The organism is Paenibacillus radicis (ex Xue et al. 2023) (genome assembly GCF_024722015.1).
Classification (GTDB): domain Bacteria; phylum Bacillota; class Bacilli; order Paenibacillales; family NBRC-103111; genus Paenibacillus_S.
The window spans coordinates 1-22355 of the sequence record NZ_JANQBD010000043.1; the positions used below are offsets into that span (position 1 = coordinate 1).

Below are 22355 nucleotides of genomic sequence, written 5' to 3' on the forward strand. Positions count from 1 at the left end.
GAACCTGTTCGTCAGTCGACCTGTAATGGTGAAGTGAAGAGCCGTATGCGTTAATAGCGCACGTACGGATCTGTGAGGGGTAAGGGGCGCAATCCAAGAGAAGGAGAGGCCCCGCCTACTCGACTATTTGGGGTAAATAGGGGCACATGAACAACAAACAGAGAAATAACGGAACCAGGACTTCCGCTACCGCACTGTTTATGGTGCTTTCCGTGCCATAGCGGAATGACCACTTCCGCTAATGCCTGTAGCCAGGGGCTTAAGCTTTTATGCTTGGTTATGAAACTTAAGCAAACGCTGCTTTTTCCCCAACGAAAAACTGACGAAGGCGGCTGCCAGCCCGAGAGTCACGATGAAGGATGCCATCCATGGATTATACAAAGTAGTGGAAGTCGCATTTATCATCACACCTCCTGCTCCAGCCCCTGCCGCCAATCCCAAATGAACAATCGATGTATTTAAGCTAAGAACGAGATTGGACGATTGGGGTGCTTGTTGAATAAAGTAGGTTTGAATAGCAGGGCCTGCCACAAACATAGAAGAAATCATGAGAGCTATCAACCCTAGTCCGATTCCTAAAGATTCGGAGAACAGGGGGAGAAGGGCTAATGTTGCAACTTGAACGATAGTACTAAATGTAATGATTCGAGAAGCTCCCCATCTATCTACGCCATAGCCGCCCACACGTGAACCGATTGCGCCGAAAATACCGAAAACAAGCATGATGATACTAATGTTGGAGGCTTTCATATGAAGGATGTCTGTTATAAAAGGTGTTAGGTAAGTAAACAGGATCGAATTGCCTGATTCCCTAAAAAAGGTGAGGAACAGACCACTTATGATGACCAGGCTTCCCAGTACTTTGAATTGTTGCTGGAAAGAAATCGGTTCATCCCCTTCGATCTCCGGAAGAAGACGCAAGATTACTAATGTAATTATTAGGCTGAATAAGCCTAGAATTATGAAAATGGCATGCCAGCTCATCCAGCTGGTAATAGCTATCCCAATCGGTACTCCCAAGATCATAGCACTGCTAAATCCGAGAACAATCGTGCCGATGGCACTGCCTAGTTTCTCAGCAGGCACTAATTTGGCAGCCGCTCCAAACGCGACAACCAGATAAGCGCCTGAGCTTCCCCCTAGAATCATTCGAGAAGCCATCAAGATCGTAAGGTTCGAGCTGGCAGAACAAGCTATGCAGCCCAGAATGAAAACTGCTAATGAACCTACCAATACTTTTCTGCGTCCCATGCGGGAAGTAAGTGACACTATGATGGGAGTTCCAATTGCGAAAGCAAGAGAATAAGCTGTAATCAATTGCCCGGAGAGGGCGATGGTTATGTTTAAGTCTTTGGCGATGATATGAAGGATTCCGGAGACAACCAACTCGGCAGTTGCCGTTAAAAATACCCCTAAAGCAAGAATGTAAATAGACAGTCGATTCATATGATTCATTCCTTTCATGTCTTTGCGAAATCATTTGACTGTATTATAATTAAGCTACATAAATTATGTAAGAAGGCAAAATATTTGGATATTGTCCAAATATTTTGACTAACTAAATATAAGTAAGTAGGTGGTGGCGAATGGAACCTATAAAAGAAGAACAGGGCTTCTCCAACATCTGTTCGGTGTTGCAAATTCTTGGCGCAAAATGGGCATTTTTGGTCATTGCTGAATTATCTAAAGGGCCGAAACGATTTAAACAGCTCCATAGAGATTTAGCTATCGTCAAGACGCAATCTTTAACGGATGTGCTGCGCCATCTGGAGCACAATGGGATTGTACTGCGTAAAGTATTTCCTACTGTACCGGTGTCAGTCGAATATTCTTTAACGGAAAAAGGTATGGACTTTAAGACGGCTCTTAAGGAGATGGATAAATGGGCTGCGAAATGGGACGGTATCTCGTAAATCGTCGCCTGAGTACGGGGCTTATGGTGCGGTGTGTGGCTGGAAGAAGCTTTGAATGTAAGCTCTGATAGGGGAGATATATAACAAAAAGAGGCTTGCCGGCATGCGGCGAGCCCCTTTTTGCAAATGGTTTATAACATCATCCTTTTTGACTCTCGAAGGGTTCTATATGAATATGTACATGTGATATGTTATGAAGCTCATGAACTCGACTCTCAATATGTTCGGTAATTTCATGGCTTTCGCTTACATTAAGCTGGTGGTCTACCCCAATGGTTACATCGACTAATTTATTATTTCCATGGATACGGGCTTTGATATCGATGATTTTTTCCACTCCGGGTATATTGCGTATGGTTTGTCGAATGGTTTGAAGCTCGGCATCATCAAAGCCATCCGTAAGGGCATGAGTAGAATCCCGGAAAATATCCCAGGCTGTTTTGCAAATAATAACTCCAACGAGCAGAGCTGTTAAAGGGTCAAGCCAGGGTAGTCCAAATTGAGAACCAACAATTCCGATAAAAGCACCGATACTGACAAATGCATCCGAACGATTGTCTTGCGCTGCAGCCATCATGGCATTACTGTTTATTTTTCTCGCCAGGCGAATGTTGTATAAATAAACAAAGTACATAATAATGGCACAAAAAACGGCTGTCCATGCCGCAATCATATCGGGTGACTCCATGGACGGAACTTGGAATTTTATAAATGCTTGGTACAGCACTTGGAGCCCTACTGCAAACATAATAAATGATGCGATTAAAGCGGCTACAGTTTCAGCCCGGTAATGGCCGTAACGATGGTCTTTATCCGGTGGTTTGCGTGATATTTTTAGCCCCACTAAAACAGCTATGGAAGCGATAATGTCTGTCGCGTTATTTAAACCATCAGCCGACAAAGCTTCTGAATTTGTAAAATAGCCAATCGACAGCTTTAAAGCTGATAAGAAAATATACGCAATAATACTTAACCATGCACCCTTCTCACCTTGCTTGATGTCTTCATACGTGTTTTCCATTTGTACCCCACTCTCTATCTATGTCGTTGATAATAATACTTGATAGAATAGGAGTGGGTCTAGAGAAACAGTGTTGCTCAAATCAGCAAAAGTGAGAAGAGGAAAACAATGTTGGACACGTTCAAAAACGGAGGCTCATGTATTGACAAAAATATTTTTTGGTATCTATGTCCTGAATTAAATAGCTACGTATGTTAAAATAAAAGGGATGCTCATGCTCAAAGGCAGCCTACGGATGAAAAATGATCCTTACGTATGGCATCCACGGCCGCTGCATAATTCAAAGGAGTTGATTACAATAAAACTAAACATGAAATCATTTGTTAGCGGAATTATGGTAGGTTCAGTTTTGTTTTCCGGTATTTCTTATGCTGGCCCTGGGATTGTAAAGCTGATGGTAAACGGCGTGGAAATTAAGTCCGAGGTTCCCGCTCAGATTATTGATGGCAGTACACTCGTTCCGGCACGTGCTCTGGCAGAAGCATTGGGAGCTAAAGTCAGCTGGGATGCGGCCCATCAACTCGTAATAGTGGAGAAGCAAAGCCATCTGGATTTTAGCGAGGTCGACATGCTGCAGTTGGCAGTTAACGCCAGAAATCATTATTGGGACATCTCCAACGGACTATTAATAAATGGGCATGTCATCGATGGGCGTCTGGTTAATGACCGTGATCCGAATCCCGATAAGCAAAGTGACGGGCAGCCGATTGCTACTTTTATGGTAAATGGAAAAGATTATCGTTGGCTATCAGGCTCTTTGGACACAAAGGCGAAATATTCTGCATATCTGGAAGAGGTTTATACCCCTATGCAGGTTGCTGCTTTTATTGAGAAACAGATAGGTAGCGGCAGTCTTGTAGAAAAAGACGGGAAGCTTGCGCAGCCAAATGCGGATGGAGGAAGCCTTCTAAGCTGGGAGAATTCTACAGTCAAACTTATCCAAAACGATACGAAACAAAAAACATTCAAGTTCAGCGTACCGCTTGGCGATGGCACATCAGGTGAGGCTCCAAGTGAGAAGGACATCAAGATAAGCTTTATTGAAGGGAAGGGCTGGCGCATCGACGAGCTTTTCGGCACGATCAGATAACATTGCAGTAATAGTAGAAGGGAACTTAATATGCAAATTATGAAGGATGTCTATTTACTTAGCGGCCAACCCTATGGCATATCTTCAAATGTTTACGCTGTCATGGGCCAAGAGTCTATCGTATTGATTGATTGTGGAACCGGTGATGAGGACTACAAGCTTATTGAGCAAAATTTGACATTATGGGGGTTGGACCAATACCCTATAAGCCATCTGCTGCTTACCCATTCCCATTTTGATCATAGTGGCAACGCCCATAGATTCAGCAAAAAAGGCGTTAAATTAATCGCCGGTGTTGGGGATGCGGAGGGTATAGAGCTTGGAGACGAGAGGACCTTATATTATTCCTATAAGCAAGATTTTGTTCCATGTCCTGTCGATGTGAAAGTAAAAGATGGAGAGGTTATATCAATCGCCGGACTTTCTTTCGAAATTATACATACTCCGGGGCATTCGCGTGGTTCTGTTATTTATAAGCTGAATAATCAAGGCAAAGTAATACTATTTACCGGAGATACCGTCATGTCCGGACCTAATGGCCAACCTAGGCTTGGGGTTACGGTAGCTGAGGATTTTGATGCAGGTCTTTATTTAAAATCACTGAATCGGTTGTCTAAAATGGAAGCGGATGCAGTATTGGGGGGACATTTTCAGCCATGCTTACGCAATGCAACGTTCCTCTTGAGACGAGGATATCGAACCGGCCTCATCGAGCTGCGCAGTCCATCCATTCCAACCTTGCAATAACCTAAAATAAGGGAGATGATTCGGCATGCAAAGTACTAAACAGATAAGTCTTGGGATCATTGGCATGGGAAAAGTTACGGTACAAAGACATATTCCCTCGATCCGCTCTATAAATAATCCTAATGTACAGCTAGTAGCGGTAGCTGACGCTAAGCCTGGACTTGCCGCAAAAATAGCGGATGATCTTATTATTCCGTATGCTTTTGAAGATTATAAACAGCTTCTTGCGATGGATGAAATCAATACCGTTTCGATCTGTACACCAACATTCACACATGCAAAAATAGCAATTGATGCACTGCAAGCGGGGAAAAATGTGTACCTTGAGAAGCCCGCAACTATGAATGAAGCCGAGATGCGGGATGTGATGAAGGCGGCGAAGGAAAGCGGCAAAGTATTTATTGTCGGCTCCAATGGCATGCTGCAAAATCAGATGTTGATGTTCAAACGAATGATCGACAATAAAGAGCTCGGTGAAGTGTTCAATGTAAGCATCACTCGATCGTTCCCAAGAGGCGCAGACAGCTCCAAACGCAAAACAATAGGCGGAGACGGTATCAGTATGGAAAGCGCTTCACATAATGTAGAATGGGCGCTGTTCTTTTTAGGAGATCCTAAACCGGTATCTGTTACAGGTCTTGGATACTACAAATATGACAACATCTCTATCCCACTGGAGCAAAGGGAAGAGGGCGAAGTGGACGATTGCTCCTTGGCCTTGATTCAATTCGACAATGGCAGCAGCTTTATGTATAAAGCGATGAGGTCGGCAGCGGCTCCCGCCGAATATGAGGTAAGCATTCAGGGAGATATGGGGTTAATCAAATATGATGTAAATAAATGCTATAAGGAACTATCGGATGATTGCATACGCATTTATACGCAGCATGAAGCGGGTCACCTGTCGGAAACCAGACCGCTTATCTCATGCGGAAAAACACATGCCGCTATGTACAAGCATTTTTTTGAATGTATTGCTGAAGGAAAGGAATCCTATATCAGCAACGGCGAGAGAAGCGTCGTAGTCATGAAAGTATTGGATGCGCTTAAATTGTCGATGAAAAATAAAGGCAAGCAAATTATATTGGACTGATAGCCCAAGGTTCAAGAGGGAGGAATCCATGATAGGCTTCAGCTGCCATTCGAGAAATTACGGTGCCGGCACACCGGATGAAATATTTGAATTTATTAAGAAGCTGGGCTTTGAATTTATTGATGTAGATTCTGTAGGAACGATTCGTCAGGCGGATGTAATTGAAAATCCGGAGAGCATGGCGAGCTTTGTTAAACAACTTTCTGAGAAATACGGGATTAAGCTGGCTGAATATTTTTTGGGTAATGTAGGGGTTGACGGTGAAAAAATAGAGACAAGCCAACCCGATATTAGAAAAAGGAATAACATGTATGTCAATTTCGATAAAATCTGCAAGTACGCTCGTCTAGCCGGGTTTCGAAGTATTATGGGGTCGGCAGGGACGTTAATCCAGGAACAAGGCTATGAGCGTTCATTTGATAATGCCGCGCTGACTTTGGGAAAGATGGTACAGATCGCCTCTGAGCATGGGATTTCTTTTCACGTTGAGCCTAGCCGGAACTCGCTGCTGAATCTATCGTCGAAGGCTGTTGAGATGGCAAAGGCAGTGCCAGGATTAAAGTATACACTTGATTTCTTACATTTTCAGGTTAACGGACATAGTCAAGATGAGTCTATGAAATTGTTGGAATACACCGGACATATGCATGCAAGACAGGCGGCAGTTGGTTGGCCGAAATGTCCGTTTGAGCACGGTGAAATTGATTTTGACACCATTATCAAGAGGTTAAGAGGACTTCGTTGGGACGGAATAATAGCCATGGAATATTGGAACGGTCCCGCGGAAGAAGCGGCAGGAATGAATCCTGTAGAACAAACCATATTGATGAGGTATCATCTTAAAGGATTAGTGAAGAAATATTATGGATAAATGCACTATTCCAACAGGTTGCCCGAGCTGACGATTCCGAGATTTTAGCGAGAATCTTGAACTCACAGCTATTTTATCCTTAGGTTACCCGAATTCATATTCCTTTATTTATTCCAATGACCGAAACATTATCAAAATTAACTCCGTTTTTATGAACATTTAAGTTGGTATTAAGATTAAGGGTGCATTATTGATTATGTAAGTTAGCACTTATATCTAATACTCATAACTATTCTAAAAAACGGAGGTAGTAATCATGGACGATAAGCAAAAACCATATGACGTAGAACCGCACAATAATAGCGAGCATCAAGGAAACAAGGAGCAGTCAGCCAAAGAGACATCGGGAGATATTACCGTGGTGAAGCCCCGTTTCTTTGAATTTTCTAACTCTGCTAACAATCAATTCAGCTCTGGCCAAAATGAGTTTTCAGGTAAAAAACGCTCTTCTGGTAAAAGTATGCTGGCCGCGTTTTTGGCGGGAGCGCTGGTGGTAGGCGGCTTGATGTATACATCTGACAAAATGAATTTATTCGGAGGCATCCAAGTCCCTCTTGTTTCCAATGTTTCGGCAGCAAGCTCCAATAATGGTGGAGCTACAACCGCTTCAGTCGATATGCGGCCTAATAATATTGCTGATATTGCCCAGCAAGCCGGTCCTGCTGTAGTAAAAATCGAAACAAAGGTAAAACCTAAAAGCGGCGGCAGCAATAATCCGCTCTATAGCGATCCGTTTTTCCGGCAGTTCTTTGGAGGGGGGAACGAATCCCAGCAGCAGCAGCAACAGAATGAAAGCCAAGAGCTTCAGCCTGCTGGCATCGGTTCCGGCTTCATCTTTGAATCATCCGGGTATATTCTGACAAACGAGCATGTTATTGACGGTGCGGACGAAATTGATGTTACCATACAAGGCTATGACAAGCCGTTTAAAGCAACGCTGTTAGGTAACAGCTATGATTTGGACTTGGCGGTTCTGAAGATTGAGGACAGCAATCCGTTTCCAACCTTGCCTATCGGCAATTCGGACAATGCGAAAGTAGGCGATTGGGTCGTTGCTATCGGCAACCCGTATGATCTGGACTATACGGTTACGGCCGGATTGCTTAGCGCCAAAGAGCGGCCGATCAGTATTCCGGATGATAAAGGGACGAGAGAATATAAGCATCTGATCCAAACCGACGCGGCTATCAACCCTGGTAATTCCGGTGGTCCGCTTCTGAATCTTAATGGTGAAGTTATCGGTATTAATACGGCCGTCAGCTCGCAGGCTCAAGGAATTGGTTTTGCCATTCCAACGAACACGATTAGCACGGTTTTGGATCAATTAAAAAATAACGTCCAAATTCCGAAGGAACCGGTACCTTTTATCGGAGTAAGTCTCGGTGAATTGACTAAGGATATGTTAAGCGATTTGAAGCTTGATAATACCGAAGGCGCCTTGGTGGCTGATGTACAACGGAAAACTCCTGCATTTGAAGCCGGTATTCGTCCGTATGACGTCATCACCGCGGTGAATGGCACCAAAATTTCAACTCCTGCAGAATTGACCAAAAAGGTACAAGCGTTAAAAGTAGGAGACAAGCTGACTTTGTCGGTCATCCGAAACGGTAATAAACAAGATATCACCGTCACGGTTGGTGACCGGACTGCCAGTAATAACGAACAGTAAATAGAGGTATGCAGCAGTAAGAATGCACGAAGACTGCAAGGAAGCAGAAGCCGGCAATGCCGGGCTGCTTCCTTTTTTTCCTGTTCTTCGGTGGTTCTCGGTTAGTTGAAAAATAGGCTTGTCAGATACTCTGCCTTATTAGTTCCACTTAAAATCATCAAAATAAACGTATCCATCATTTTTCATTGCCCATGAGGAGTCACTTCCGCCAGGGAAATTGGCAATATGAATCGTATCGATCTTGGAATTATCATTTCTGAAACGAATGTCGGATTTTTGAAATTTCAAAACATCATTTACGTAGATCTTGAGAACTCCATCCTTGTTGTTGCCGCTGTTTAGTTTTATCCAGTATTTTATAGTGTACCATTGTCCGGATTTAAGGGTATCAACTGTGGCTCCGAAGGTATCTCCGTAGCTATCCGGCTGATCCATATGATACACATAAGGAATGAGCCTTCCGTTCTCCCTCCACATCAGGCGTACGCTAAACCCATCACCCGGCCAAGCGGGATTGCCGCCGGTATACCCCGCGCCACCGCTAAGTCCTGGTATTTTACCGCCTTTACTCCATGGAAAGCTGTCGCTGAATTTCATTTTATACTCCATCGTATAATCTGTTTTTTCTGTAATGGATGATTTAATAATACCACCGGCATCAGCACTTCCGTATTTCCCTTTAGGCATAAAGAAACGAAGCTCACCGTTAGCGTTGATTTTGATTCGATCTCCTCCTTGCAGTGTTTTAGTATTGCCGAAATCGGTGTTTACTTGTGTGGTTCCGTAATTAGTCCATGCAGACCACTGGTTAAAATTAACGACCGTATTTCCATACACGGCTGCATGGGCTGCAAATCCGCCCTCCAGGGACATAATGACTACCACAACAAGCAAAAACGCAGCACGAAATAAATTCATAAACACACTCCTCCTATAATGAAAGCGTTTTCTGATTACAATATTCAATTTACTTTTTAGCTGCCTTGTTTCACAATAGTCATTTTTGTGAATCGAAAAGCATTTTGGTGAAAACGGAGCAAAAACGCTTGATGTACGGTTAACAGGATGGTTATGATGCAAGTAAGATGATATGATTGTTTGATGTTGTGACCTATAATCAGATGGTAAGCGTTTCGCCGAATAGTCGCTAAATGGATCCATGTTGAAATACAACGATAACCGAGAAGAGACCTCAGCGATAATAATTAGACTCGGGAGAGAGATGCGATGATCGTTAGAGCTATGAAAAAGAATACAATCATGAAAGGCTGGCTGCTCTCCTATGTAACCATCCTTTTGATCCCTATTATTGTAGGTGTATTAATTTATGTAGAATCAACCGAGGTCTTAAGCAATGAGATTGACCGATCCAACCGGTCTTTGCTGACCCAAATTCAAAGCGGAGTGGATAGCCGTTTGGCGGAGATGGACAAGTTCAGTGTTGATTTGGCTATAAATAAAAAGCTGGATAGTCTGTACAATGCCCAAAATCCCCTTACGAATGATGAGAGATACAAAATGTATGAACTGATGAAGGATTTGCAGACGACAAAGTTTGGAAATGATTTTATCGACTATGTATTTGTATATTTCCACAGCATTGACATGGTTGTTTCAGATTCAAATGCACAGCAAAGCCATTTTTTATTCGATCTTCTTAAGCCGGATAATCATATGGACTGGACTTCCTTACTGAAGGAACGATATATCAACACCTATTTTGCCTTAGAGCAGGAAGTGGATAATAAAGGGAAATCAGTCATGTATGTAAGAACGTTAATACCCAATTATCCTGACCGCCCCGGTGTAAGTGTAATGTTTATGTTTAATTCATCCAAGCTGTTGAATACGATAAAACACGTACCTATCGTCGATGACGGGCACATTCTGATCCTCAATGCGAAGCATGAGGTCATCGCATCGACAAGCTCCGTTATCCCTAATTACGACTCATGGCTTCCTAAATTTACAGGTGTTAGCGGAGTCATTCAAGAGTCGGATGGGGGACGTGATTTGGCTATTTCTTACGTCACCTCCAGTCAATCAGGATGGCAATATATATTTATAACTCCTGAGGATGTCTTCATGAAGAAGCTGATTTATATTAAGCGGATCATCTATCTATGTGTTGCCCTTAGTTTATTATTAGGCAGTGCGGCAGCTTATTTCTTTTTACGCCGGAACTACAGTCCAATTCAGCTTCTAATGAATAAGGTGAATCATCAGAAGGCTGATCCGCACAACATATCCTACAATGAATACCACTTTATTCAGAACGCGCTAGAAAGCCTGATTCAGGAGAAGGAACATTTCATGCATAAGCTTAAAGAGCAGCATCCTGCTATGCGCAACCATTTATTAGGTCAGTTGCTTAAAGGTAGAATGAAACGGACCCTCCCCTTAAGCGAAGTGCTTGCCGCCTATGAAGTGTATTTTCCACATGAGCGGTTTGGCGTATTAATGATGTATATTGATGACTACGGCAAACTGGATTCACCTGTTGATGATGAGTCTCATTACGACAGGGTTAAGCTGCTGCATTTTATGATGATCAATGTAGTAGAGGAACTGGCAAATAAGAATAATGTAGCGTATATGGTTGAAATGGATGAATATTTATGCTGCATTCTGAATAGTCCCGATAATTCCGCAGTGCTCGAAGAATGGAAATCTATTGCGAGGCAGACCCAAGAGTTTTTATCAACACATGTACAAGTAGTAGTGACTGTTTCTATCAGTTCTATGCAACAAAGCTTGTTTGGACTGCAGGAAGCTTATGAGGAAGCTATGGAGGCTATGGAATACAAATTCCTGATGGGCGGAGGGGAGATCCTGGTATATGATGAAATGACTCAAGGAGATTCAGAGGATCATCGTCCAGCTTATTATTATCCTTTAGCCGCAGAACAACAATTAATCAATTTTATTAAGACTGGTGATGCTGAGAAAGCTATGGCAGTAACCAAGGATATTATTTCAACGAACCTTACTCGCAGGCAGATTTCTATTCCGTTCATTCGCTGCATTGTAGTTGAATTTGCCAGTACCTTTATGAAAGCTATGATAGAACTGCCAGGAAGAACCGAGCAGGACAGCCTTTCCTTCGAGCGAGTTCACAATCAGCTGCTGCAATGCCGCAGTATTAAAGATTTGGAAGAGGAACTGGACAGGACTATCCAGCTTCTGTGTCATTCAGAGAAGCAATCAGGTGCAAATAATGAATTGATGGAGAAGGTACAGGCTTATGTCGAACAGCATTATTGCGACCCGAATTTGAACGTATCGGTAATCGGGGTTGCATTTGACCTGACTCCTCCTTATCTGGCCCGGCTTTTCAAGAATCATACTGGAGAATCATTGTTGGAATATCTTCAAAAAATTCGGATCGCTCATGCCAAGCGCTTGTTAAAGGAAACCTCCGCAAGCGTCCTTGAGATTGGAAACCAGGTTGGCTTCAATGAAATATCTACATTTAATCGGATTTTTAAAAAATATGAAGGAATTACGCCAGGGAAATATAGATAATTACCGCAAAGCTGAGGGGCTTCTACCTCAGTTTTCTTTTTTTTACAAGTGGATTGCACTTTTACGGGCGTTTAATTAACAGTTTTACCATTCGTTTCACTGTTTTACCTCTATGGACCCTACCAGAATTAGGTTATGATCGGTCTGAGCAAAGAGAGTGCTATCAAATACATAAGGGGGATTAACCATCCATGAACAAACAAAGCAAAAGGATGCTTCAATGTATGACAGCAGTTACGCTGATATCGACATTGACCATCGCATGCAGTAAGCAGGCCAGCCCGGTCGAAGACAAAGCTGCAACAAATAAAAGTCAATCAGCTGCTGTGACGTATCCGATTAATACCAAGCAGACCTTGTCTTATTGGGGATTAATGGGCAATTCGGCTATGTCTAACTTCTTCTCAAATATCGGGGAGTCTCCATTCGGGAAGGAGCTCAACAAAAGAACCGGGGTTCAAGTCAATTTTACGCATCCTCCCCAAGGTCAGGATCGAGAGCAATTCAATTTGATGGTCGCATCCAACGAGCTTCCCGATATGATTGAAACGAACTGGTTTAATAATGGTGTTTATCCTGGAGGCTCCCAGAAGGCCATCAATGATAAAGTGATTATACCCTTGAATGATTTGATCAAGAAAAATGCGCCGAATTTAAATAAATTATTGGAAGAAGATAAAGAATTGGCCAAAATGCTTCAAACGGATGACGGAAAATATTTCGTGTTTCCAATGGTCCGCAACAGCTTCAGTCAAGTTTTTAATGGACCCATGATTCGCAAGGATTGGCTTGACGAGCTCGGGCTGCCGGTACCCACAACAATCGATGAATGGGAAACCGTTTTACGGGCGTTTAAAGAGAAGAAAGGGGCTGCAGCTCCGCTAAGCATCATTTATTCGAATACGGCCGGCATGGATCTTAAGGAAGCTTTCATCGGGGCGTATAAGACGGCAACTGGTTTTTATGTGGGTGATGACGGGAAAGTCAAATATGGACCATCGGACAAGCAGTACAAGGACGTCATCTTATTATTCCGCAAGTGGTACAATGAGGGATTGCTGGATAAAGATTTTGCCGTAACAGATCCAAAAGCGAACAATAACAAGATTTTAAGCGGACAGTCCGGTGCTACGGTATACCTGCTGAGCGGCGGACTTCAGTCTTATCTGGAAGCTATGAAAGCAAAAGATCCAAAATTTAATATGGTCGGCACTCCTTTTCCGACATTAACCAAAGGAGAGACTCCGTTTATTGGCCATTATGAATTCAAGGTAGAGCCGAGCCGGGGAGTGGCCATCTCCGCCAACACGAAAAATCCGGAGCTTGCAGCCCAGTGGTTGGATTACGCATATGGCAAGGATGGCAACGAGCTGTTCAACTTTGGCATTCCGAATGAAAGCTATGCTTCAAACAATGGTAATCTAACATTCACGGATAAGGTGAATAAGGACCCGAAATATACTACGATACAAATGCTGTCTCAGTATACAAGGCAAAATGGGCCGTTCATGATTGATGAGAAGTACAGCAAGATGATCTTGAAATATCCGCAGCAGGAAGAAGCGGTAAAGCTGTGGTCGGCTACCGATGCGAAGAAGCATACCCTGCCTTCGTTTATAACGCCAACCGAAAGCGAGAGCAAAGAGCTGGCCAAGCTTACTACAGCCCTCAAGAGCTACAAGGAAGAGATGCAGCTCAAGTTTATTATGGGCAAGGAGCCAATCGAAAACTACGATAAATTCGTAGCCCAGCAGAATCAGCTCGGTTTGCCAAAGATTCTTGAAATTTATCAAGCGGCTTTGGATCGATATAACAAACGGTAAACGATGATAGACCATGATAGACCATGATAGACCATGATAGACCATGGGGACATTCCAAGGAATGTCCCTGATTGAAAGGGGATACTATAGTGCAAACAGCGAAGGTGGAAGCCCCTCTAACGCTTGCTTCAAACCGAAAAATAAATCTCTTATGGGATATTCGTAAAAATAAATATTTGTATATGATGCTTGCTCCTGTGTTGCTCTACTATTTTTTATTTCATTACATGCCGATGTACGGAGCAATGATTGCCTTTAAGGATTACTCACCGACACGTGGAATTTCGGGAAGCGAATGGGCGGGTTTCGATCATTTCATCCAATTTTTTAACGGACCTTATTTCATTCGAACGTTGAAAAATACACTTCTGATAAGCTTTTATGATTTGCTGTTTGGTTTCCCGGCTCCGATTCTTCTTGCTTTGTTGTTGAATGAAATTCGGCTCTCTTGGTTTAAGCGAGCGGTTCAATCGATTACTTATATGCCGCATTTTATCTCGTTAATCGTTATTTGCGGTATGATTAAAGATTTTACCTCCTCAGGAGGCTTTATTGCCGCAATAGTCGGTTGGCTCGGCGGTCCGAAGGAAAGTCTGCTGCTACTGCCGGAGTATTTCCGAACGATTTTTATATCATCAGGTATTTGGCAGCATGTCGGTTGGGGCACTATTATTTATCTTGCTGCTCTGACTACCATTGATACTGAACAATACGAAGCGGCAAAAATTGATGGTGCTAACCGCTGGAAGCAGATGAGGTACATTACGCTTCCCGGTATCGTGCCGACAATTATTATTATGTTAATTCTGGACCTGGGACGACTGCTGAATGTAGGCTTCGAGAAAGTCATTCTGCTCTATAATCCATCAACCTATGAAACAGCGGATGTTATCTCCTCCTATGTGTATCGCGTCGGGCTGCAGGAATTTAATTATAGCTTTAGTGCGGCAGTAGGCTTGTTCAACTCAGTTATTAACTTTGGTTTAGTCATTTTATCTAATTACATTAGTCGCAAGGTTAATGACACTAGCTTATGGTAAGGAAGTGACAGCATGCGCGAGTATCCAACCTTTGGAGAGAGAATATTTGATGTGTTTAACGTTATTGCCCTATCGCTGTTAATGCTCGTAACATTGTATCCTATTTATTACGTGGCCATTTCATCGATAAGCAATCCGACCGAATTAATGGCTCATAAGGGCATGATCTGGGTTCCTCAGGGCCTTTCGCTCAAGGCTTACTCTATGGTCTTTGACAACCCGATGATCCTGAAAGGATATGGCAACACACTATTTATAGTGATTGTCGGACTGCTTTTTAACCTGACACTTACAGCCTTCGGCGCCTACGCCCTGTCAAGAAAGGGACTCTACTACCGGAAGCAACTGACGTTGTTTATCATATTTACTATGTTCTTCAGCGGCGGTCTGATCCCCTACTACTTAACGGTCAAGGGACTTGGATTGACCAATACCGTGTGGGCGCTGATCATTCCCCAAGCCATTAATACGTTTAACCTCATAATCATGAGAACCACCTTTCAGGCCATTCCCGACAGTTTGGAGGAATCAGCCAAGATCGACGGAGCGAATGACTTTGTCATATTATTTCGCATTATTATACCTATCTCCTTGCCGATCATGGCTGTTATGATACTGTATTACGGCGTTAGCCATTGGAACTCGTGGTTTAACGCAATGATCTTTCTTCGAAATCGGGAGCTGTTTCCATTGCAATTAATTCTTCGCGAGATACTAATCTCCGGGGAAACGGCCGGAATGGTTACCGGGGCGGAGTCAGGAGACATGGTCATGCTGGCAGAAACGCTTAAGTATGCAACCATTATGATTGCAACACTCCCGATTTTGTTTGTTTATCCTTTTCTCCAGAAGTATTTTGTGAAGGGCGCATTGCTGGGAGCTATTAAAGGTTAGAATGAGATCGAAAAGGAGAAGGTACAATGAAATCCATTCGCAAGAGGATTGCACAAACCATAACATTTTTTATTTTATTTACAATGATCATTCCCTTACTGTATTCGATCCCTGTTGTACATGCTGACTCGGTAAACTTGGCGAAAGCGATTAGCGGAAAAAGCTCCGAGTGTGCCGGCTGCACCCCTACATCTCCCGCTACGAATGTAATAGACGGAGATGCGAACACCTATTGGCAAACAACCAACGGAGATGTAACCGACGACCATAATGTATGGATAGAAATTGATTTGGGGTCGTCTGGCAACACCCGTTTTGATAAGGTTGTATTGAAAGGGCTGAACACTTCCTTCATTACCGCCTACAGGGTGGTTGCAAGGCAGAACGGAAGCACGGTGGGAACGGGAACGGAAGTGTTTAAAAAGCTAAGCGGCCTTTCCTCAACGGAGTCAGTCACCTTTGCATCAACGGATGCCCGGTATGTTAAAATTGACCTAACGGTAGTCGGGACTGCTTCCGCAAAGGCTAATGTGCTGTCTGAGGTAGAGATTTATAATACAAGCGCTACGCCACCGACGGATCCAAGTGTTCTCGACAACGTATACTTTACGGGTTATGCCTCCAATGATGTACTCACTCTTACGGCTGGGCAAACCGCATCACTTCAACTGTATGGCAAGCTGACGAACGGACAACCGGCCTCATTGACCGTTTCAGGAATTACTTATAGCAGCTCCAACCTTGCCGTTGCTACGGTTAACGGGAGCGGGCAGGTCCAAGCCATAGCATCCGGTACGGCAACGATTACAGGAAGCGCTACGCTAAATAGCGTAACGAAAACCGTAAATCTGCAGGTTAATGTAACTCAGCAGCAGAGTGGAACCGTTCTTAGCGCGGTGTACTTATATGATGCCAGTGTGAACCCGTACCCCAATAACGGAACTCTCAAGCTGTCTCCCGGGGGCTCTCATCAGCTGACGGTGAGGGGCGTGACGGATAATCAAGCTGCTGCGGACTTAAGCGATGCTGCGATCACCTACAGCAGCGGCTATCCTGAGGTGATCCAGGTTGATCAGAACGGGCGGATCACAGCAGTAGGTAGCGGTACCACCTACATTAACGTTTCCGTGCTCAAGGGAGGCGTCACCAAATCGACCCGCATCTGGGTAGATGCTTATCCACCGGGTACGGATATGTCTACAGTGAATATGGCACTGAAAAAGCCTGTGGCCGCAAGTTCCTTCTGCGGCAGTACCTGCGGCGGCTCTAGCGGAACCTATGACTACAGAGCGGTTGACGGCGATTCTAGCACATACTGGCGTGCGCTTACTGCCGATTTTAATGATGATAAGCAACACCAGCTTATAATAGATTTCGGCAGACCTACTGAGTTTAATAAAACGGTTATGAATTTGAACAGCGGAGACACTGGAGCTGTCAATAATTATGAGCTCTATTACTCAAATGACGAGAAAAACTGGTCTCAGACTTTCGGGAAAGATAACCTGGGGAAAGATATCCTCTGGAGTAATTCCCAGAAAAACTGGCAGAGCTTGTATCAAAATCGGATTTTGATTGCCAAATCAGATACGGCGATTTTCGAACCGGTTACCGCCAGATATCTCTTGGTTAACGTATTTGCGACGAAAGCCGCATCGCCTCTGATCTACGAGGTGGAGGTCTATCGAACGAATGAAGCGCCTGTGCCGCCCCTTAGCAATGCGCTGACTTCCGTCTATTTATACGACCAGACGGTCGCTAATTATCCGGAAAAAGCTGAAATTAATGTTCCTAAAGGAAGCGCAGCGCAATTATCAATAGGCGGCAAGATGTTTGATAAAACGAATCTGAATCCGAGTGAAGCAAAAATCAGCTTTACGAGCAGCTTGCCTGAGGTTGCGAGCATCGAGCAAGACGGGACAATCAAGGCGCTTGCAGGTGGGGTCTCACTCTTGACGGGAACGGTTACCTATGGACCGATAACCAAATCGGCGTCCTTGTTTCTTATCGTACAGGACGATACGCCTCGCATAGCCGATACCGGATTAACGCATCCAAGCATTCAGACAAAGATTGGAACGCCCGCATTCATTCCACCAGGGTCCAAATATCCGGATTTGACAGTCAAAGCCTTTGTAGGCGCCGAACTGACGGGGCAAGTACGACGGGACGGTCATGAAACCATTCACCAATTTGACGCAGTTAAGCTGGGGTCTGGGACTGATACGGTATTAAAAATTCCGGGATCGGCAGCGCCCGGACAATATGAAGTCGAATTGCAGTTAAAATTAGAGAATGGAAGCGTTGTATTCGACAAGCTATACTTCACCGTGGCGGATGTGAATCAAATTCCAGATGATCAAAGTCAGATTGCCTACTTAGGAACGGAAGGCAAGATGGTCTATGTACCCGATTACCGGGGGAATCGCATCCTGGATTTCTCCAACGTAGGTTATATGGGTGGCGGCGTGAAGCTTCCGGATGTGCAGGCTAGAGTGGCCGTGGAGCCGGGAGACGGTGATGATACGGCCCGCATACAGGCTGCCATAGATTATGTTTCAGGATTGCCTATTCAAGAAGACGGATTCCGTGGAGCCGTTCTGCTTAAGAAGGGCCGCTATGATATCGGCGGAGAGCTGTACATCCGGAAGAGCGGGGTTGTCTTGAGAGGTTTGGGAGAGGGGAAAGAGGATACCGTTCTCTACGCAACCGGGACAACAAGGCGATATATCCTCAATATCGGGGACACCTCGGCTTCGCCTGTCTTGCTGGGGGATACACTTACAAAGATTACAGATTTATACGTACCGTCAGGCAATCATACATTTCATGTTCAGGATGGTTCCGGCTATAAAACTGGAGATAAAATTATGATCCGGCGTTATGGTAACAGCAGCTGGATCCATGAGATTCATATGGATCAGATTTTGCCAAGCACAACGGAAACAACCGTTCAATGGGAGCCGTTCTCGCTTGAATTCGACCGAGTGGTGACTAAAGTAAACGGAAATGAAATTACCATCGACGCTCCCATACCGAATGCAATTGAGCTTCAATGGGGCGGGGGGGATATCCGCAAGTATGACGATAAAGGTCGGATCGAGCGGGTAGGCGTGGAGAATCTTCGGGTTGATGTGGAATTCGACCCTAAAGTGACAGATGTATTGAATGGAACCACCTATTATTCGGATGAGAATAAAGCTCATACCTTTGCACGGTTTGGCTATATTCAGAATGGGTGGCTTCGGAATGTAAGTGGCTATCATTTGGAAACTTCTCTCGTTTTCACGGGAAGATCTTCGAAATGGATCACCATTCAGGATGCTAAGGTTTATGATATGGTTAGCATCATTACGGGTAGCCGTAGATATGCTTTCTTCTATACCGGGCAATTAGCTTTGACACAGCGGGTATATACGGAAACAGCCCGTCATTCGTTTATTGTTAACAGTCAGGTCACAGGGCCTAATGTTTTTACGGATAGCGATTCAGTCAACTCATTCGCCCGCAGCGAGCCGCATCATCGCTGGTCTGTAGGAGGCTTGTTTGACAACATTCGGGGCAATGCCAATATCATCGACCGGGCTAACTACGGTACAGGACATGGCTGGGCTGGAGCGAATTATGTCGTGTGGAACCAAACTGGGGAGTTGGCCGTGCAGGCACCGCCTACGGCGCAAAACTATGCCATCGGACTCGTGGGCAAACGTTATCAAGGCGATTACGGCAATTTTCCAGCAGACGGAACTTTTCCGGCAGGAAAGGATCCAACCCGCGAACGAGCGCAAGGTTACTGGGAGCAGGAAGGCCGCCATGTACAGCCGCTGAGCCTGTATACTCAGCAATTGCAAGAACGTCTGGGTAGGCAAGCCGTTCAAAATATAGCGACTACACCTGTAGGGGGAGGAGCTCTGGATATTCCGCAAGCTCCAAGTAGTGATAAGGATATGACCTCTTTCAGCTTCCAAGGGTTGCCGGCATCATCGAACGGCGTTATCTCTGGCACAACTATTGCTGTAAGGGTGCCCAATCCAACTGCTTTGACGAATTTAGTCGCGATGTTTACCACAACAGGAAAAAATGTGTCAGTAGGATCTATTGCGCAAGTAAGCGGGGTCACAGTCAATGATTTCAGTAACCCGGTCAACTATGTCGTAACTGCAGCAGACGGCTCTACAAAGAGCTACAATGTTGTTGTGACAAGAGACCCTGGGCGACAATCCAGCCATTCGGGACAATCAGGCCAAGTAGGCCAGTCTGAGCAGCCTGAACAGTCACCTGCCGATAATAACGGAGCTAAGCAGGATGGAACCCAAGTGACCCCTGCGTTGGATCCCCAAACAAATGTAGCGAAGACAGCCGTTTCCTCGGAAACTTTAAGCAGTTCTTTTGAGAAAATAAAGCCAGATGCCGATGGAATTAAGACACTTACGATAAATGTAGTCAAAATTGAGGGCTCAAAAGGATATGAAATCGCCTTGCCGGCTTCTTTCCTAAGCTCCAATGATACAACCAAAAAGCTGGAGCTCAAAACCGAGTTCGCTTCCATAATCCTGTCAACAACAATGCTGAAAGCTGCGGATGCGCAAAGGTCTGCAACGGCTTCGTTGCTTATTACGAAAGCTAACACAGCCCAGCTTCCCGCTGAGCTGCAAAAGACTCTGGCGGGTAAACCGATCCTTGATCTTGCGCTCAAACTTGGCGGCAGCTTAAGTGAATGGAAAAGCGCGGATTCATTCGTTGAAGTATCGGTGCCATACACTCCAAGTTCAAATAGTGCGGATCCTGAGCATGTAGTTGTTTGGTATGTAGATCCAGCAGGGAGAACTCAAACTGTTCCATCTGGAAAATACGATTCCGGACAAAACGTTGTGAAATTTAAAATAAACCACTTTAGCTTGTATGCGGTAACCGAAGTGTACAAAACGTTCGCAGATCTATCCAGCCCCAGCTATAGCTGGGCTAAGAAAGCGATCGAAGTATTAGCATCAAAGGCTATTGTGGAAGGCACGCAAGACGATGCTTACAGTCCGGGAGCTCAAGTAAGCCGAGCTGACTTTATATTGCTGCTGAACCGTACGCTAGGCTTAACGGCAGCCAATCCGGCCGTATTCCATGATGTGAGCAAAGACGATTATTTCTATGAGGCCGTAGGAACAGCGAAGGCGCTCGGTATCGTTGACGGAGTGGAAGATAATTTGTTCCGACCGCATGACACGATTTCCAGGCAGGACATGATGGTCATTCTTGATAGAGCGTTAGCTTTGGTAAAAGCTGCAGGTGAAAAAGCAGCCTCAGCAGAGTTGAGCAGCTATAAGGATTCATCCTCTGTTTCTTCTTATGCTATCAAGAGTGTCAGCAGCTTACTGAAAAAAGGGTTGATCGAAGGCGATAGTTCCTATCTTTATCCGCAAAACAAAGTGACAAGAGCGGAAGCAGCGGTAGTCATCTACAGATTGTATAACCAAAAATAGAGCACACGGTTTTAATAAGCCTTCGTCGAAATCATAATCCTTGACTTAGACGAAGGCTTGATCCTAACCTTTTAAAGGCTGCCGCAAGGTGGTCTTTTTTGCGCTTGAGGATCATTAATAATAAGTAACGATAGATAGCAGGGGATTTTTGTTATGTCGAGCCTAATGGGTCCATATAATTTATAAAAGCGGTAGTGATATGTATTTTCGGGAGGAAGGTATGCAAAATGGCAATTCGACCGACTATTTTACAAAAAGGCGATACGATCGGAGTCGTTACTTTGGGTAGTCCATTGGATGCAAATGTGATTGATACCAATGTGAATTTTCTGAAAAGCATGGGGTTCAATGTAATACTGGGTCAATATGTTTACTCCCAAAACGGATTTCTTGCAGGCACCGACCAAGAGCGAGCCTATGATTTGATGAGGATGTTTGAGAACAATCAGGTTAAAATGATACTGCCTACGAGAGGAGGGGTAGGAGTCGCCGGAATTCTTCCTTACCTTGATTATTATTTGATCCAAAGCAATCCGAAAATTGTATCAGGCTACAGCGATATCACAGTGCTGCTGAATGTGTTGTACCAATATTCCAATTTAATTACCTTCCAAAGTCTCATGCTTATTGACTTTACACCTCAAACTCCTGCATATAGCTACAATCAATTTTTTTCTGCGACGTCTTCGCTAGCTTTTTATAGGCAAATTCAGAATCCGCCAGGAATGCCGCTGGTAAGCAGGGTTCCGGGTAACGTAGTTGGTCCGATTGTCGGGGGGAACTTGACATCCTTTGTTGATACTCTGGGGACATCTTTCGAAATAGATACGAGGGGGAAAATATTACTCCTGGAAGAGACTCACGAGCCTGTTAATACCGTTTACAGGTATATGAACCATTTGAAGCTGGCTGGAAAATTCGAAGAATGTATTGGAATTATCATGGGGCAATGTACGGATTGTCCAGTTGCCTATGGCAAGTCATATGAAGATTTGATTCAAGAATTCGTAGTGCCACTCGGCAAACCGCTTATGACAAACCTGGCTACCGCACACGGACCTTACAAGGCGGCAATTCCTATAGGAGCAATTGCAAATTTGAATACATTTAATAGCACATTAACTGTAATGGAGCCAACTGTCAGCTATTAATTTTTAAAACATAGAGTATCCTCAATGAAAGAGGGGGTTCGATC

General features: G+C 44.3%; 15 protein-coding genes. 12 read left to right on the forward strand and 3 right to left on the reverse strand.

Annotated elements, in window-relative coordinates:
- Positions 1 to 267: 267 nt before the first annotated feature.
- Positions 268 to 1446 (reverse strand): MFS transporter, encoded by a 1179-nt coding sequence (locus NV381_RS35230; protein WP_258217946.1) that lies wholly within the window; start codon positions 1444 to 1446, stop codon positions 268 to 270.
- A gap of 140 nt (positions 1447 to 1586) precedes the next feature.
- Here NV381_RS35230 and NV381_RS35235 point away from each other — a divergent pair, with 140 nt between their 5' ends.
- A complete protein-coding gene (locus NV381_RS35235; protein ID WP_258217947.1) occupies positions 1587 to 1913 on the forward strand; it encodes a winged helix-turn-helix transcriptional regulator in 327 nt (108 codons plus the stop codon).
- Positions 1914 to 2052: 139 nt separating this feature from the next.
- Here NV381_RS35235 and NV381_RS35240 read toward each other — a convergent pair whose 3' ends face one another.
- A complete protein-coding gene (locus NV381_RS35240) occupies positions 2053 to 2934 on the reverse strand; it encodes a cation diffusion facilitator family transporter (protein WP_258217948.1) in 882 nt (293 codons plus the stop codon).
- Positions 2935 to 3169: 235 nt separating this feature from the next.
- Here NV381_RS35240 and NV381_RS35245 point away from each other — a divergent pair, with 235 nt between their 5' ends.
- The 5 genes from NV381_RS35245 (at position 3170) to NV381_RS35265 (ending at position 8404) form a co-directional block, all read left to right on the forward strand.
- Positions 3170 to 4024 (forward strand): DL-endopeptidase inhibitor IseA family protein, encoded by an 855-nt coding sequence (locus tag NV381_RS35245; RefSeq protein WP_258217949.1) that lies wholly within the window; start codon positions 3170 to 3172, stop codon positions 4022 to 4024.
- A 30-nt stretch (positions 4025 to 4054) separates the two neighbouring features.
- Positions 4055 to 4771, forward strand: a complete 717-nt coding sequence (locus NV381_RS35250) for an MBL fold metallo-hydrolase (protein ID WP_258217950.1) — start codon at positions 4055 to 4057, stop codon at positions 4769 to 4771.
- 25 nt (positions 4772 to 4796) lie between these two features.
- Positions 4797 to 5864 carry a Gfo/Idh/MocA family protein gene (locus tag NV381_RS35255; RefSeq protein ID WP_258217951.1) on the forward strand — a complete coding sequence of 356 codons (1068 nt, stop codon included), beginning with the start codon at positions 4797 to 4799 and terminating at the stop codon, positions 5862 to 5864.
- Between the two features lie 28 nt (positions 5865 to 5892).
- Complete coding sequence (locus NV381_RS35260) at positions 5893 to 6735, forward strand: sugar phosphate isomerase/epimerase family protein (RefSeq protein WP_258217952.1); 843 nt, start codon at positions 5893 to 5895, stop codon at positions 6733 to 6735.
- Between the two features lie 256 nt (positions 6736 to 6991).
- Positions 6992 to 8404, forward strand: coding sequence for a S1C family serine protease (locus NV381_RS35265; RefSeq protein ID WP_258217953.1), 1413 nt, complete (start codon positions 6992 to 6994; stop codon positions 8402 to 8404).
- A 138-nt stretch (positions 8405 to 8542) separates the two neighbouring features.
- On the opposite strand, the gene NV381_RS35270 is transcribed toward NV381_RS35265, so the two are convergent.
- Positions 8543 to 9322: a polysaccharide lyase gene (locus NV381_RS35270; RefSeq protein WP_258217954.1), complete on the reverse strand. Its 780-nt coding sequence runs from the start codon at positions 9320 to 9322 to the stop codon at positions 8543 to 8545.
- A 309-nt stretch (positions 9323 to 9631) separates the two neighbouring features.
- On the opposite strand from NV381_RS35270, the gene NV381_RS35275 reads away from it, so the two are divergent.
- The 6 genes from NV381_RS35275 to NV381_RS35300 all read left to right on the forward strand — a co-directional run bounded on the left by NV381_RS35275 (position 9632) and on the right by NV381_RS35300 (position 22311).
- Positions 9632 to 11929: an AraC family transcriptional regulator gene (locus NV381_RS35275; RefSeq protein WP_258217955.1), complete on the forward strand. Its 2298-nt coding sequence runs from the start codon at positions 9632 to 9634 to the stop codon at positions 11927 to 11929.
- A gap of 191 nt (positions 11930 to 12120) precedes the next feature.
- Positions 12121 to 13752, forward strand: a complete 1632-nt coding sequence (locus tag NV381_RS35280) for an extracellular solute-binding protein (RefSeq protein WP_258217956.1) — start codon at positions 12121 to 12123, stop codon at positions 13750 to 13752.
- Between the two features lie 182 nt (positions 13753 to 13934).
- Positions 13935 to 14792, forward strand: coding sequence for an ABC transporter permease (locus NV381_RS35285; protein WP_258217980.1), 858 nt, complete (start codon positions 13935 to 13937; stop codon positions 14790 to 14792).
- A gap of 12 nt (positions 14793 to 14804) precedes the next feature.
- Entirely contained in the window at positions 14805 to 15686 is an 882-nt protein-coding gene (locus NV381_RS35290; RefSeq protein ID WP_258217957.1) for a carbohydrate ABC transporter permease, read from the forward strand.
- 26 nt (positions 15687 to 15712) lie between these two features.
- Positions 15713 to 21160, forward strand: coding sequence for an S-layer homology domain-containing protein (locus NV381_RS35295; protein WP_258217958.1), 5448 nt, complete (start codon positions 15713 to 15715; stop codon positions 21158 to 21160).
- Between the two features lie 227 nt (positions 21161 to 21387).
- Entirely contained in the window at positions 21388 to 22311 is a 924-nt protein-coding gene (locus NV381_RS35300) for a S66 peptidase family protein (RefSeq protein ID WP_258217959.1), read from the forward strand.
- Positions 22312 to 22355 lie beyond the last annotated feature (44 nt).